We start from the raw sequence: 14681 nt of genomic DNA on the forward strand, positions 1-14681 counted from the left end.
CATTTTCATCTGCGTTTCAGATGAAGCTTCTGCTCAGGGATCGAGCGGGGCGTATGTCACTACGACGCCGTTATGGACGACTCCTGAATAGTTTGCCTCGGGGTTCTTCTCACCAAAAACCCCAAGACGATGTAAACGTTCACATCCTTTGAGCCAGGAGGAACTAGTCTTGATCACCGCCGCTTCTCTGAAGGAATATACAGCAAAGGATTTAGCTCAAATGGCGAAGCGCCGTGGTGTGACCGGTTGGCACGCGATGCGCAAGGATGAACTTGTTAAGGCGCTTATCAAAGCAGCCAAAGCCACCAGTTCCGGCACCAAGGGCAAATCAGCCAGCAAGGCTAAAAAAAGCAAACCCGCTGCGCCAACTGCGAAAGCAACGCCAGCGCCTACCAAATCTCGCAAAACCTCTCCGGCAAAGTCTAAGCCAGCCACGACGACCACGACCAAAAAGCGGGGGGCGGCTCCTAAGTCCCCCATCAAGTCGGATCCCAAGATCGTGGAATCGATTCGAAGTATGCACGAGCAGCGACTTGCCGCCAAAGACATTGGCACCAGCGGCGATGAGCAGAACGGGGCCGACCGCCTGGTTTTAATGGTCCGCGATTCCTACTGGCTGCATGCCTGCTGGGAAGTCTCCCGCAAGTCGATTGATCGTGCCAAGGCAGCTCTTGCCCAAGACTGGCATACCTCGGTGCCCGTACTACGGGTCACTCAGGTCGACGGCGAAATCATGACGAGTGGCTCGGAACGCTTGGTCAAGCAAATTGAAATCCACGGCGGGGTCAAGAATTGGTACATCGACGTCGCCGACCCTCCGAAAAGCTACCGTTGCCATCTCGGTTATCTGGCTGCCAACGGCCGCTTCCATGCGATCGCACGGAGCAATATTGTGACAACTCCCCGTCCTGGCTCTTGCGAGGAAATCGACGGCAACTGGGATGATGTCGCTGAAAACGTGGAGAAAATCTACGCCCTTAGCGGTGGTTCCGATGAAGAGCACGCCGATGGCGAACTGCGAGAAATGCTCGAACAACGCTTTCGTCGCCCGGTAGGCATGCCAATGGCAGCCCGGCTTGGCTTGGTTGGCGATCAATTTACCAATGGAAAGTCGAACCAAGACTTCGATCTCAAAATTGAAGTCGAAATGATCGTCTACGGATCAACCAAGAACGGCTCCTTCGTAACCCTCTCTGGCGAACCCGTTAAGGTACGGGAAGATGGAACGTTTCTTGTCAAAATGGACTTCCCCGACAAGCGTCAGATCTTCCCGATCGTCGCTCGCTCGAAAGATGGCCTGGAACAACGCACGATTGCCCTGGCAGTCGAACGGAACACCAAGACCATGGATCCGATCTCGCACGACCCACGCGAGTCGAACAACAGCTAATCGTTGAATTCCTGAAAAAACACGCGATATCAAGTAGTAAATTGCGTAGACTTCCTTCATAATAACTCCGCGATAAAGCATTCAACGCGCATAAAAGGTTGGTACGATGGCTTTTCGTACCAACCTCTTTTTACTTCTTGCCTGAGGTCTAATCCATGAATCGCTCCCGCCGAGAGTTTCTTACGAACTGTTCCGCTGCTGCAGGAACGGCTGCTTGCTCCCTTGCTGTTGCTGGCCCAACTTCCCTTTTAGCAGCCGAGCAAGATCCCCAGTCCAAACAGACCAAGATTAAAAAGGCTGTGAAGATTGGCATGGTGGGCGTTAAAGGAACACTGGCCGAAAAGATGACGGTGCTCAAGGAACTGGGTTTTGATGGGGTTGAACTCAACTCGCCAGGCGGCCCAGATCCGAAGGAAGTGCAAAAAGCTATCGAAGTTTCTGGGCTGCCTGTTCACGGCGTGGTTGACTCCATCCACTGGAATGTGCAACTCTCGAGCCCTGACGAGGAAGTTCGCGAGAAAGGCCTAGAAGGGCTAATTACAGCAATCAAAGCCAGCAAATCGTATGGCGGAACCAGCGTTCTTTTGGTCCCTGGCGTCGTCAACAACGATGTTACTTACGAACAATGCTGGGAACGCTCGATCGAGCAAATCCAGAAAGCCATTCCAGTCGCCAAACAAGAGAACATCCAGATCCTTATGGAAAATGTCTGGAACAACTTCCTGACCGACCCAAAAGAAACGGCTCGGTTCATCGATGAACTCGATAGCGACATGGTCGGTGCTTACTTCGATGTTGGCAACACGGTGAAATACTCGCCCCCGCACGAATGGATTCCGATCCTCGGGACCCGCATCAAGAAGTTGGATATCAAAGATTACGGCAAAGGCAAGGGCTTCGGTGCCAAGCTGATGGAAGGGGACGTCGACTGGCCAAAAGTGATGGCCAACCTCCGCGAAATCAACTACCAAGGCTGGGCCACAGCAGAAATCTCTGGCGGCCCCCGCGAGCGGCTGGCTGAAATTGCCGATCGCATGGATCGCATCTTTGCCAGCTAAGCCAATCGCATTTCAATAAACGATTAAGCCGCCCACCTTCGTCTGGGCGGCTTTTTTGTGCCCGTCGCTTGGCTCTTACGCTGCAAGTCACCTATTGAGCACGAAAGGATAACTGACCGTGCCTAAAGTTGAACCTGAATAAGCTGATTCAAACTGCCAGACTTTAAGCCCCCCAGATCAAGTGTGACAAATTTAAAGCCAATCTGCCGCAACTCCGTTTCCACGCGCTGGCGAATGTTGTTTTCAGTGAGAACGGCAATTGCTTCCAGCGGTACTTCGATTCGGGCCAAATCACCTTCGTGATAACGTACCCGTAAATCGCGTAGCCCTAGGTCTCGTAGCCACGCTTCTGCCAGTTCAATCATCTTCAGCCGCTGAGGCGTTACTTCCACGCCGTAAGCAATCCGACTTGCCAAACAAGGGGAAGCAGGGCGATCCCACACCGGCAGCGACCATTGTTTTGCAATCGCGCGTAAAGTTGGCTTATCGATATCGCATTCAATCAGGGGAGAACGCACATTGGCATTGGCTGCCGCAATCATGCCTGGCCGATGATCTCCTTGGTCGTCGAGATTCGCGCCATTCACAATCACTTCCGTGGCATATCGAGCACGAATAGCCGTCAGGTGATCGTACAATTCCGACTTGCAATGAAAACAGCGATCCGGTGCATTCGCCACATAGCCAGGCCGAGCTAGTTCGGACGTCTCTACCACCTCATGCCGAATTCCAATCGCGGCGGCAACCTCCCGAGCAATCGCTAAATCACGCTGCGCTACGCTAGGACTCTTTGCCGTGACTGCGAACGCGCCATCCCGCAGTGCAAGTGCCGCTGCCTTGGCGACAACGCTACTGTCGACACCACCAGAAAACGCGACCAAACAAGTTTCTAAATTGGCAAACCAATCCAACAACCGCTGGCCAGCCGAAGCAGGGGAGGGAGCGTTCATGAATACCAAGCACAAGAAAATAGGCAAGCCCGGACCAGCAAACAACAATCCGTCAATTCTAAGTGCCACCCCCAACAGCCACAACAACGCCCGTCGCAAACCGACGCTTGCGTCAGACACTTAGACACAACCAACAATTACGTCAGCCTAGTGACAAATTTAATTTTAAGGCATTGGTAATCTGAGATCTTGTGAATGCAACCTACAAGTTACTGCAAGAATTTGACAGGTTTTCCTACTACCGCAATACTAAAAGGCACCCAAAAGAGCTACTCAATATTGAGTACAATTCTGAATTTTAGCCGAGGAAGTTGTGATGGATGCGAGTGATCTTCGTGCCGGGGATGTTTTGCTTTACAGCAGCCAGTCGGTGATTGGCAAGTTGATCCGATTCCTTGATGGAACGGACGTAACGCACGCGGGCATCTACTTGGGCAATGAAGAAGTTGGCGAAGCATTAATGGTTGGAAACGCGGGGATCAATAGGAACCCTGTTTCAACTTCGTTCGCCGGAACGGACTGGGTTGAAGTAAGACGATTGATTCAGTCTGATCTCGATTTGAAGTCGGTGCTTGAAGTCGCTGACGGCTACCTCGCAGATGGTAACCGATATGCCTACGTCGAGATCTTGTTATTGGCGGTGATCTTGATGACTAGGAAAGTTGACTTAGAGGACTCACGCCTCGGAAGCATCGCGTGGTACACCTTCCGTAAGGTCAACGATTGGATCAATGACGTCTTCGAGGAAGGGCGAGAGCCTATGATTTGCTCTGAGTTTGTGTTCCGTTGTTACGACGAAGCAGAGCCAGGTGACGATGATCCATATTCGATCGAAGTCTTGTCACAGGCTGGTCGCACAATGCGACGTCGATTCTCGCGTTTTCGACGACGCGAAAGAATACTTACAGATCAACCCGAATCAGACCTCCCGACGATTCACCCTGACAGTATTCTTAGTAAGGCTCTGAAAGAGCCAGCTAAGCTCACCGCTGCGGTAACGAAATCTAAAAAGGAAGCCTTGGATGTTTCAACCGATCAGATAGAGAGCATGATCTCGGGCTTTCTGGGCTTGGCAGAGATGAAGTTCGAGAAATCAGTCGGTGCAACCAAGGTTCCCTCGGTCAAGATTTCAAAAGAAGACCTGGAGGTAGAGGCCGCTCAATTAGCTGCGAACTTAACTTCGCCTGCACGCAGTTTCTTTAAGGTAGGGCCCTATGCCACGGCACCGTTGGAGGCTAAGGCAACTGCAGCATTCGCCGACTTTGTCACTCCAGGTGACTTATTCAAATCACCAAGTTTAGAAGCAGTGGGCCGGATCCATTCCTAGACGAACTAACTGGAAACGTTGTACCTGGGTACACCTGCTGAGCCAATGGCTACGATACCTGAAATAAGAAAAGCCGAAAACCCTTACAGAATCTCGGCTTATGTGAAGCACGCCCAGGAGGGCTCGAACCTCCGACCTGCGGTTTAGAAGAGAACGAGCTACGTTGCTCGCCCTTCGCATTGTCATAGCATGACATGACCGGTCTAGTCTTGCCATCCCTAGAAAACTGGGGACGCTTGGCGGCAACGCCCACACTCGGCGTCGAGTCTTCAACTTCGCCAACAGCGGCCATGTCAGGACTTGTCTCGCGAGCAGTTTGGACATGCCCTTGGTCATGCAAGCCATAAGCAGTGGGTTGCGGAGTGGCTGCGGCAAACAATGGAGGAGCCGGCAGCCCACACACAGCAGCGGCTTGCTCCTTCACGTCGATGTGAGTGTAGACAGAAGCTGTTAGCTTGGGGTCAGAGTGTCGGGCCAGTTTTTGAGCCGTCGCTAACGGAACGCCAGCACGCCCAAGGTTAGAAATAAAGGTATGACGATTCGCATGGAAGTCAGCAAACAAGCCATCCTCGTCGCAGTACGCTAGGAAATCGGACGCTACTCGTCGGTCATACTCTTCCTTATCTTTCTCCGCTTCCTTGAGCCACGCTTTGCGAGCTGCTTCAAGGTCTCGCTTCATCATCTTGGAAGTTCTTCGCAAGTGCTTCCCGCTTTCGGTTCGCAATGGAAACAATAGGGCATTGCGATCAGCTACGGTGCGACCTGAAAGCCAAGTTTGCAGACGTTCGACTACAACAGGGTGCAAAGGAATTTCGCCTCCCTTGCGGTTCTTACTGTCAATTGCTTGAAGCCGAACGCTTGGGTTCTCTCCCGTTAAATCAAACGAACGTAGCGTAAGGGAAGCAAGTTCAGCACGTCGGTAGCCTGTCCATGCTGCAAGGACGTAGATCATGGCTCTGTCTTTGCCACTGACAGCTTCCACGACGGAACCAGTCTCTGCCGCTTCAATGAGCCGTCGGAATTCATCATCGGACAAGGCTCGTCGATCATGCCGTCGGTCAGTCTTGGAGTTCTCTTTTCTCAGATGGGAAACAGGGCTTTCACTTACTCGCCGGTCACTGACAAGCCAGCGGCAAAACTGTTTGAATGCGGAAAGGTAGTGGTTTCGCGTCTCGATGCTGAGTCCGTTGTTTCGTAGTTTACCAAGGTAGCTTTGGACTTTGCTTGCCGAGATGTCAGAAGTAAACGTAAAGGTGCAAGAGTCCGCTACCGCTTTTACGCGATCAAAGATCAGGTTGACATGCTTTTCAGAATTGCCTTTGTCTTGGAGTTGGAGCTTGAACTCTTGAAGGTGTTCGGCCAAGGGGGTCTTACGATACTTTTCAAAGGGATCAACAACGCCACGCCTAGCAAGTTCAGCATCTCGCTCCAACTTCGCCGCCAGTTCATAGGTTGCGGACTTGTCCTTGAAGCCTGGTACACACTGCCAAACCCCGTTCTCGTCTTTGTACTTGATGTACCACTTGGAATTGTATCGTAGCTCGTTCTTTCCCGTCTCCGGGTTCTTGCGCGTGTATGATTTCTTGAACACGGAAGCCATTTGCTATTTCCTCTTGTTGCCTTGCTTTGGTTTGAGTTCAAGTTCAAGGATCTCGCAGATGCGAGCGAATGCTTCAAGGCTGACGCCACGATCGCCATCGAGAAACCTCTTTAAGTTTCCGTGGCTTATGCCGAGTTCTCTTTCGAGTTCGCGTAGGCTTCGTTCAGGTGGCCCTAATTGCCGACGCTCTAACGCAGCTTTTACTTGCTTGACAACTCTAAACTCATGAAGACTCTTCGGTGTCATATTGCCCTCTGGGTGTAGATAACAGCCACGCCATGATTGATCGAACGCATGGTGGTGTCAACGTGACAGCACGTCTGCTTGAGAAATTCGCCAATCGATATAATCGTTAATGAACCGTTATTTTACGGCTCGTCGTAACGTGTTGATGCGTAAGGACTAGGATACTACTACTATTTTTGTACTCTCAAACGTCTAGTACAATTTCAAGTAGAAGGAAATGGAATTGTACTACCGGTATAGGGAACGGTAGGAACTGTAAGCTGTCCCGCTGGCAGTAACTCAGTCTGTTGCAACGACCTTGCGAGGTTGGCGACTAAGTGAGCACGTACCGTCGCGTAGCCTGAACGGTCAGGTACACACTGACACGTCGAGTTTGAACGCCCTGGCTTCGCTTCTCGTGAACGCTGACGCTCAACCCGACTCATTTAGTCGAGTCGAGCAACCAGCCCACAGGAAGCTATTTCCGTCGCCTCCAAACTGCCAAGTCGAGAAGTGACAGCTCTTCGATGGCGTCTAGTTGACACCACGAACGCAATGTCAGCGGTGTCCCTTAGACATCATGACTTAGTTGTGCTTAACAGTGATGCGACGAGCTTCCCATTCGTTTCTCTCTGGGCACCCCGCAGCTATCCACTGCTCAACTTCATCCCGTCGCCAGCGTACGGACCGGCCGACGCGAACTGGTTGTGGAATCTTTCGCGATGCGTTCATGCGTGAAATCGTTCGACTACTCAACTCAAGCAAGCGAGCGAGTTCAGTCTGGGACAACAGGAGTCGTTCGCTCATCGATTGCGTTTCAGCCCCTCGCTAGGGAGTGCCCAGCGGCAGTTCCTCGGCTCGTAGTTTCCCTCTGGATTGATTCGGTCGATCCAGTGTGCATGGCTTGGCCTTGGTCCCATGTCGTAAATGAAGACATGAAACCAGTGTTCCCAAGTCCACCAAACGACAACTCCTTTTTCACCGTAATGTTTGAAGTCTTTGTTGTTGGGGTTGTTGCACCGCTGGCGCATTTGCCGCCAAACGTGGTATTCTGGTCTTTTTGAATCCAGCATTGAGATGGCCTCCAAAAGTGGACGCTATGCGGAAAGCAAAAGAGATGCGTCCAGTTAATAAGACATTCCTGCGAGACAACGGTCTCAGCCGGCTCATTGGACGCCACGAAGCAAATCGCAGAAGCCATCATTTAGCAGTCATCGACTACCGTTGAAAGCGTAAACCGAAGGCGGTAGGGGCGTCAAGATTTATTTGGCATCAGCTGGCACTGGATCGACCTTGATCGTAAGTCGATTACTACACTATGATTACGCACAGTTTTCTTTTGTGCTAGCGATAGCAACTTGGCGACATCTGTGTACTTATGTACACTGATTGGATTCGGTTAGTCCAGGCGTAGATTCTGATCCAGGCAACAGCAAACGATGGCTTCCCCTCAGGAATTCCTAGATTCCGTCTATGAGCAACTCGACCTAAATAATGGCGAGTTGTTAAATGCTGTTTCGACTCCATTTGATGAGGTCTCGTCTGAAAACTGGGTCGAGAAAGGAGAGTGGCTATCTCTCGCACATTCGGTAGGCGTTGAAAAGATCTTCTTCGTTCAGAATAACCCTGTATTGGTGTTTGCGACGGCCAATGCCGTTGCACAAGACGATATTCGGACGGTCGTCAACCGAATCTGGTGCATGTCTCGGCCACAATGCCTGTTCTTGGCATGCCCTGGTGAGCTACTCGTTTTCGATCTAACACGCCCACCGATTAGGACGACAGAACAACTTGAGGCCCAAGGACGGTTGCTTCGTCGCGTTGTTTCAATTGCCAAGGTTCAAGAGGAACTCGCCGCTTATCGTCGTGAGCTACTAGAGTCAGGGACTGCAATTGAGGGGCAAGGTTACTTCTCGCCAGGTGAGGCAAGGGCAGACAAGTCTCTCCTCCGTGATCTAAAACTTGTTCGCAATGCTTTACTTGATGCTGGGCTAGATGGCCCGAATGCCGTTCATGCCAACTCGTTAATTGGACGCTCGATCTTCATTCGATATCTGGAAGATCGCCGGATACTTCTCGAATCAGACTTCGAAGCAGTGGCAAGTCGCCGAAAACGCTGGCGGGAATTGTTGGCCTCGAACCAAGGGGTTCCGATCGAGCCATCAATGCAACACATTCGGTATACAAAGCTGCTGTCAGACAAAGACTTTACTTACGCCTTTTTCCGGCAGATCTCAGAAGACTTCAATGGAGACTTATTTCCGGTTACGGAAGAAGAAGAGGAAGCGGTAACCGAAGATCATTTGAAAGTTCTTCAGCGTTTTCTGAGGGCTGAAATCGCTGACCCAACAAGACCGCTCTTCTTTTTCGCCTACCAGTTTGAAGTTATCCCTATTGAGTTGATCAGCAGCATCTATGAAGAATTTTACAATACAGAGAGAGGCGTCGATCGCAATCATGGAACGCACTATACGCCAATCGAACTTGTAGAGTTCGTTCTGTCTAGTTGCTTAACAACGGACGTCTTGAAGAAAAACCCTACAATTCTCGATCCGGCGTGTGGCTCGGGAATTTTTCTGGTTGAAGCCTTTCGACGTGTTGTGCGATATCGTCAAGTAAAACAGAAGCGGAGGCTTGGTCTTCCTGAACTGAGAAAAATCATTCGAGATCAGCTAAGGGGAATCGACATTAATGGCGAGGCGATTCGCGTTGCGGCGTTCAGTCTATATCTGGCTTTGCTTCATCATCTCGATCCGCCAGACATTTGGCGAGAGAAGAGGTTGCCGCACCTTACCCACGACCCGGTAGTCAGTACGAAAAATACCAATCGTTTCGATATTCTTTTTGAAGGAAACGCATTCGCCGTAGGTGGCGAACAAGATAGTGCAGCAGCCAAGGAACGCATTCAGGCTGGCACAATCGACGTAATTGTAGGCAACCCGCCTTGGGGATACCCCAAAAAAAACGATCAGTTGGGACGCAAGGCTGCCCGAGTTGCCATCGACTGGTGTAATGAGAATGAATGTGCAGTTGGCGACCAAGAGTTGTCGCAAGCATTCATACATAGGGCGATGAATCTGCTTCGGCCGGGAGGTGCGGCCGCTCTACTTGTTTCTACAGGCGTTTTCTTCAAGCATCACCCCAATAGCAAGACGTTTCGCCAGCAATGGCTGAAAAACGGTCGAATTGATCGAGTCGTCAACTTCTCGGCAGTTAGACACCTTTACTTTAATAGTGGTATTGCCCCATTTGTAAGCGTCGTGTTCACAAAAGATGCTCCAGGTGTCGACCATGTAATTGAATACTGGTCTGCAAAAGCCACCCTGCAAGCCAAGCAAATGCGGGCGGTGGTGCTAAGCCTTGCAGATCGAAAGTTGCTTCCTCAGCTTCAGGCATTGGCCGATGATCGAGTTTGGAAGGTCTACTGGTGGGGGTCCCATCACGACTATGCCTTAATCTGCGGGCTGGAGTCATGTGACTCTTTAGAGAGCATCGTGGGGAGCGAGTCTTTCGGTCAGGGATTTAAGAAAGCGAATCAAGAACACGACAGTGACTGGTTAAAAGAGTTTGACGAATTCCCTCTTGCGTCGTTCGAGCGATATGGACCGCTTCCCAAAGATGAATTCTGCCCTGTGCCATCGCATGTAGAACGCCGAGGCGTCCGTGAAGTGTATAGTGGATGGCGGCTACTTGTGAAACGGGGAATTGTCCAGGCAAAAAGTTGTGATGGACGTATAGAGTCCAGGCTTGAGCGTGAATCATTTGCTTTCACAAATTCGATTCATGGGGTCTTGACTGGCAAGCTAGAAAAATGGCAGCAGTATTCAATCCTCGCTATTTTTTGGTCTTCTGTCGCAAGGTACTACTATTGGATGACATCGGGGTCATGGGGAATGTGGCACCACGAAATACACCTTGATGACGTAAAACGCATGCCAATTTCATTTCCAAAGAATGACGAAGTACGCAACAGGTTGATTGAAGTAGTTGAACGTTTACGCTCAACCTATGCCCACGGCGATGAACTCATTTCTTTGCGGCCAAAGGAAGAATCAATCCATTGGCGTGAGCGTGCATTTCTTGAGAAAGAGTTAGACAGCTTAGTATTCGAGTGCTACAGCCTTAGCGACATGCATCGCGATCTAATTAATGATATGTGTTCGCTGGGATTGAACTTGTTCTACCGCAACGCAAGCAGTGAAGCAGTCAAGCCCCTTATTATTCCTGAGTCGTTTTGTCTGGGGCGATGTGCTGATCTTTCTCCCGATAAGAACCGTAATGACATTCTTCCGTATGTCAAAACCCTGTGTGAGCACTGGAATCAAGAGCTAGGCGATTCCGGTGAGTTTGCATGGCATGTAATTCAAGCTCCTGCTCCGTCACCGATGATCGCAGTGCTCCTAGAGGCAATTGGTCCGCAGTCTGAAATTACCCAAAGTCAGTGGAGTATGGACTGGGCAGCCGTTCTCGAATGGCTAAGTGAGAACTCAACCCAGCCCATGGGTTCTCGCCGTGTATACGTTGATGGTATTGTTCGAGCAGTTGGAGAATCTGAAGTTCTCCTTATTAAACGAAATGAACGCCGGCTATGGACAGCTAGTGCTGCCAGAGAAGACGCTGAGGCCACAATTAGGCAAGCGATGTTGCTTCAGGAGATGAACTAAGTTATGCCGAGCCGGCCAAGCTTACTTGATATTCGATACTGGGAAAATCACGAGCGACGAGTGCTAGAGGCGATTACTCTGGCTCTTAATAAGCTTTCTCGTGAAGAAACGCTTCCGCAGAATGAAGATCGTCTCAATCGCAAACTCTATTTCTACATCCTTGAGGCGATCCGAGAAATGAGCCAGCGAGGCATGCGATTTACGACTTATCCTATGTACGAGGCGAACAACCAGCCACAGGTGGATGACGTAGAGCGAGCAGCACGAGAAGGTAAGCGGCCTGACTTTCAGTTTGGCTACATTGACCATTACGAAACTAATGTTCAGGCTAGTGCCAAGCAATACGTTGTGGAATGCAAGCGATTAGGCGAATCGGGACGGTCAGACTGGGTGCTGAACGTCAACTATCTGGCAAATGGAATAGTGCGTTATTCATCGCGAGAACACGGCTACGGGCAAGGAGGGGCGTCTGGGGCGATGGTTGGTTACGTGCAGAACACAGATCTTGATTCCGTTTTACTAGAAGTAAACCGCAGCGTAGAGGAAAACCGATTGCCTCTGCTTGTACCTTCTAGTGCCGGAGGCTTGCAGGCAAATTCCGTTAATCAGTTAGATCATCAATTTGATCGTCCAACCCCACCTAGCCCGTTTTCGCTTAGGCATTTATGGGTGGATCTAGTGGGGCGAAGTTGGAATTAGGAGCTAGGAAGGCAAGTGATTAAGTAAATTACGCATAGACAACTTGATCTGACGCGTGAGCGTCTAGTTACTGTTTCCCGAAGAACCGCCAAACTGGGCTGAAAGCCCTTTCAGAGAAGAAACAGCGAACTTGGACCCGCGCTCCCGGAAGGGAGCGTCGGGCCAGGTGCTGTTCTTCTCTGCGCCTTGGCGGGCGTTTCGGGAGTGGCCTTGGTTTCGACGCTCCTCTTTTTTTGGGGAAATGACATGGCAAGCGAGAGCACCAATAGAAATTCAGAGGATAACGCTAACAGCGAGAATGCAAATTCGGGATGCGGTTGCGTGACCGTCATGTTGGGTTTGGTGATCTGGTTCTTTATCTGGCTCTTTATGCCAAGTTCGTCAAACGAAATCGAACTCCCCGAGCAATTCGGCGAAGAGAAGGCAAGTGAGATAGATGAAAACACATTGCGGTTTACGAAGCTCGACGCCCAAGTGTTAGCGGATACTCGTCGCGAAGCGGTGGCCATTACTGAGGAATACAACCGGTTGATAGCCGAGGGGGCTACTGATTCGGAAGTTGGTAAATTAGAGCGTAGAGTTGCGAGAGTAGAACGCGAACTCAAGGAGTGGCTGAAACGGATCAACCGGCAACCGGGACAGCCGGGTTATTCTTTGGAAGCGAGGAGAGAAGCTGCCAAGAAGACGCTAATGCAAGAGGGCTTCTCGGAGATCGAAGCTGTATTGAACGTACAAGCAATGATCGAGCATGGAATGCTTCCCGATCCACCGAGAACCAACGCGGAACAGTCACCTGTTGGCAGAATGCCAGAAGAAATTACCGAGGAACCTCCGACCGTAACGAAAGATAATTACGAGAAGATAAAGCGGGGCATGTTCCATTTGGAAGTAGAGGTTCTTCTTGGTTACGATGACGAACTACGCCAAGACATCACGGTTGGGGATACGCGAATTCAGACGTACATTTGGCGAAGCAGACGGGGTGGCTATATTCTCATCACGTTTCACAATGACTACTTCTACAGCAAGACTTACCAAGAGCCGCTGGACTATTGAAAGTAAAGCTTGAGCCGACAGAATGTGTCTCGCAAGATTTGCTTATGCTCGCAGCGAGCTTTTGTCTGTGCATGGGGCTCGTTTGATAATTGAAAATTGGCCTTGACAAACACGAAGCCATTTGACCCACCCAGCATGGCAGAGAGCATGTTCCGGTGTTTTGTCAAGAGGGGGTGTAGATGTGTCGATGAGTCAAATCGCTAGAAACAACTTTACTCACCGAGCGAGTTGGCTGCGTCGAAGACGGCTAGAATTGCTTTTCGGGTGGCTGCCGTTAGCTTTGGCCATGCAGCGACCAGTTCGACTAGTTCAGAAGGCAAATTCAACTCCGCTGGACATGTCCTTGGACATGCAGCGGAATCGAATTGACGTAAGTCAGCACGCCCAGCAGGATTCGAACCTGCGACCTGCGGTTTAGAAGACCGCTGCTCTATCCAACTGAGCTATGGGCGCAAAAGCTTGTGGGGGGACCAGTTTCCTTGATTCTAGCCGAAGCTGGCTGGTCGCCAAGGGAATTGGGGAGTGGTGTTGGGGATTTTTGCACGACTCCACCGCTAGAGTAACCAAAGAACCCCTGCTAAGCGACACGTTCCCGGCTGGAAGGATCGCTTAGCTGGGGAAAATTATGGAATTTTTACCGTAACAGATGCTTGCGGGAGGAAGGCGATTTTAGAAATCGTTTTTCAACACGATGCGATAACGGGCTTTACCGCTTTTCAGGTGCTCTAAGGCGTCGTTGATCTTGGACATGGGGAACTCCTCAACCTTGGGGGCAATCTCGTGGCGACCGCTGAAATCGAGCATTTGGTTGGCCAGGGCAGGGCTGCCAATGGGAGAGCCGCCGATCGTTCGTTCGCCGCCGATAACGGGGAACCAAGTTGCCTCGAATTTGGAAATCGCACCGACAATATGAAGCCGACCGCCAGGCTTCAACAAGTTCACGTAAGCGTCCCAATCTAGCATTACATTCACGGTCACCAGCACCATGTCAAACTTGCCAGCCGCTGATGCTAGAGCCTCTTCGTCGCGTGAATTGAGGAAATGGTGAGCCCCCATCGATTTCGCTTCCGCTTCCTTGTCCGGCGAAGTCGAGAAGGCTGTCACTTCGCAGCCCCACGCTTTGGCAAACTTCAATGCCATATGCCCCAGTCCGCCGATTCCCACCACGGCGACATGCCCCATTGGACTTAAATGGCTGAGGATCAATGGATTGAACACGGTTAAACCGCCGCAGAACAGCGGGCCAGCTTTCGCAAAATCGACCGTCTCAGGAATCGGAATCGCCCAGGCACCCTGGCAGCGAACTTTATTGGCAAAGCCGCCATTCCGACCGACGATCGTATCGACACCCTGGGGGCAGCGATGATGATTGCCGGTCATGCATTGGTCGCACACCATGCACGAGCGGGCTCTCCAACCGAGGCCAACCTTCTGGCCAAGCTTAAGATGCTTGACCTGCTCTCCTAGGGCCGCGACTCGGCCCACCACTTCATGGCCAGGCACTAAGGGGTAGCGAGACATGCCCCAGTCGTTGTCGACCATGCTCAAGTCGCTGTGACATAAACCGCAGTAGTCGACATCGATCTCGACTTCATCCAGGCCAAGCTGACCAGGGTCGTACTCAAACGATTCAAGCGGTTTGCCAATATCGGTGGCAGCGTAAGCGAGAAAGCCCATCCTATCAACTCCTCTCAATGCGATCAAAAAACGCA

Annotated in this window: 11 protein-coding genes and 1 tRNA gene; 6 read left to right on the top strand and 6 right to left on the bottom strand. The window is 51.0% G+C overall.

Features of this window, described 5'->3' with window-relative positions; translation table 11 throughout:
* The first annotated feature begins 169 nt into the window (after positions 1 to 169).
* Together DTL42_RS22000 and DTL42_RS22005 are read left to right on the top strand one after the other, a co-directional pair.
* Positions 170 to 1390 carry a DUF4912 domain-containing protein gene (locus tag DTL42_RS22000; RefSeq protein WP_199590197.1) on the top strand — a complete coding sequence of 407 codons (1221 nt, stop codon included), beginning with the start codon at positions 170 to 172 and terminating at the stop codon, positions 1388 to 1390.
* Positions 1391 to 1545: 155 nt separating this feature from the next.
* Complete coding sequence (locus DTL42_RS22005; RefSeq protein ID WP_114372239.1) at positions 1546 to 2448, top strand: sugar phosphate isomerase/epimerase family protein; 903 nt, start codon at positions 1546 to 1548, stop codon at positions 2446 to 2448.
* 122 nt (positions 2449 to 2570) lie between these two features.
* Here DTL42_RS22005 and larE read toward each other — a convergent pair whose 3' ends face one another.
* The gene (gene larE / locus DTL42_RS22010; protein WP_234824313.1) at positions 2571 to 3518 is read right to left on the bottom strand and encodes an ATP-dependent sacrificial sulfur transferase LarE; all 948 of its coding nucleotides are present in this window, start codon (positions 3516 to 3518) and stop codon (positions 2571 to 2573) included.
* A gap of 310 nt (positions 3519 to 3828) precedes the next feature.
* On the opposite strand from larE, the gene DTL42_RS22015 reads away from it, so the two are divergent.
* On the top strand, positions 3829 to 4725 hold the full coding sequence (locus DTL42_RS22015; RefSeq protein ID WP_147274402.1) for a hypothetical protein: 897 nt from the start codon (positions 3829 to 3831) through the stop codon (positions 4723 to 4725).
* A gap of 49 nt (positions 4726 to 4774) precedes the next feature.
* On the opposite strand, the gene DTL42_RS22020 is transcribed toward DTL42_RS22015, so the two are convergent.
* From DTL42_RS22020 to DTL42_RS27255, 3 genes are all read right to left on the bottom strand, one after another.
* Positions 4775 to 6325, bottom strand: a complete 1551-nt coding sequence (locus DTL42_RS22020) for a tyrosine-type recombinase/integrase (protein WP_114372243.1) — start codon at positions 6323 to 6325, stop codon at positions 4775 to 4777.
* 3 nt (positions 6326 to 6328) lie between these two features.
* The gene (locus DTL42_RS27250) at positions 6329 to 6571 is read right to left on the bottom strand and encodes a helix-turn-helix domain-containing protein (RefSeq protein WP_114372245.1); all 243 of its coding nucleotides are present in this window, start codon (positions 6569 to 6571) and stop codon (positions 6329 to 6331) included.
* 564 nt (positions 6572 to 7135) lie between these two features.
* On the bottom strand, positions 7136 to 7357 hold the full coding sequence (locus DTL42_RS27255) for a helix-turn-helix transcriptional regulator (RefSeq protein ID WP_114372247.1): 222 nt from the start codon (positions 7355 to 7357) through the stop codon (positions 7136 to 7138).
* A gap of 632 nt (positions 7358 to 7989) precedes the next feature.
* Between DTL42_RS27255 and DTL42_RS22035 the strand changes: the two genes are divergently transcribed.
* The 3 genes from DTL42_RS22035 to DTL42_RS22045 all read left to right on the top strand — a co-directional run bounded on the left by DTL42_RS22035 (position 7990) and on the right by DTL42_RS22045 (position 12969).
* A complete protein-coding gene (locus tag DTL42_RS22035; RefSeq protein WP_114372249.1) occupies positions 7990 to 11214 on the top strand; it encodes an HsdM family class I SAM-dependent methyltransferase in 3225 nt (1074 codons plus the stop codon).
* 3 nt (positions 11215 to 11217) lie between these two features.
* The gene (locus tag DTL42_RS22040; protein WP_114372252.1) at positions 11218 to 11913 is read left to right on the top strand and encodes a hypothetical protein; all 696 of its coding nucleotides are present in this window, start codon (positions 11218 to 11220) and stop codon (positions 11911 to 11913) included.
* 246 nt (positions 11914 to 12159) lie between these two features.
* On the top strand, positions 12160 to 12969 hold the full coding sequence (locus DTL42_RS22045) for a hypothetical protein (RefSeq protein ID WP_114372254.1): 810 nt from the start codon (positions 12160 to 12162) through the stop codon (positions 12967 to 12969).
* 379 nt (positions 12970 to 13348) lie between these two features.
* Here the strand turns inward: DTL42_RS22045 and DTL42_RS22050 are convergent.
* A tRNA-Arg gene (locus DTL42_RS22050) sits at positions 13349 to 13422 on the bottom strand.
* Between the two features lie 216 nt (positions 13423 to 13638).
* Positions 13639 to 14646, bottom strand: coding sequence for an NADPH-dependent aldehyde reductase Ahr (ahr, locus tag DTL42_RS22055; protein ID WP_114372256.1), 1008 nt, complete (start codon positions 14644 to 14646; stop codon positions 13639 to 13641).
* Positions 14647 to 14681: the final 35 nt, after the last annotated feature.

The organism is Bremerella cremea, from assembly GCF_003335505.1.
Lineage (GTDB): Bacteria > Planctomycetota > Planctomycetia > Pirellulales > Pirellulaceae > Bremerella > Bremerella cremea_A.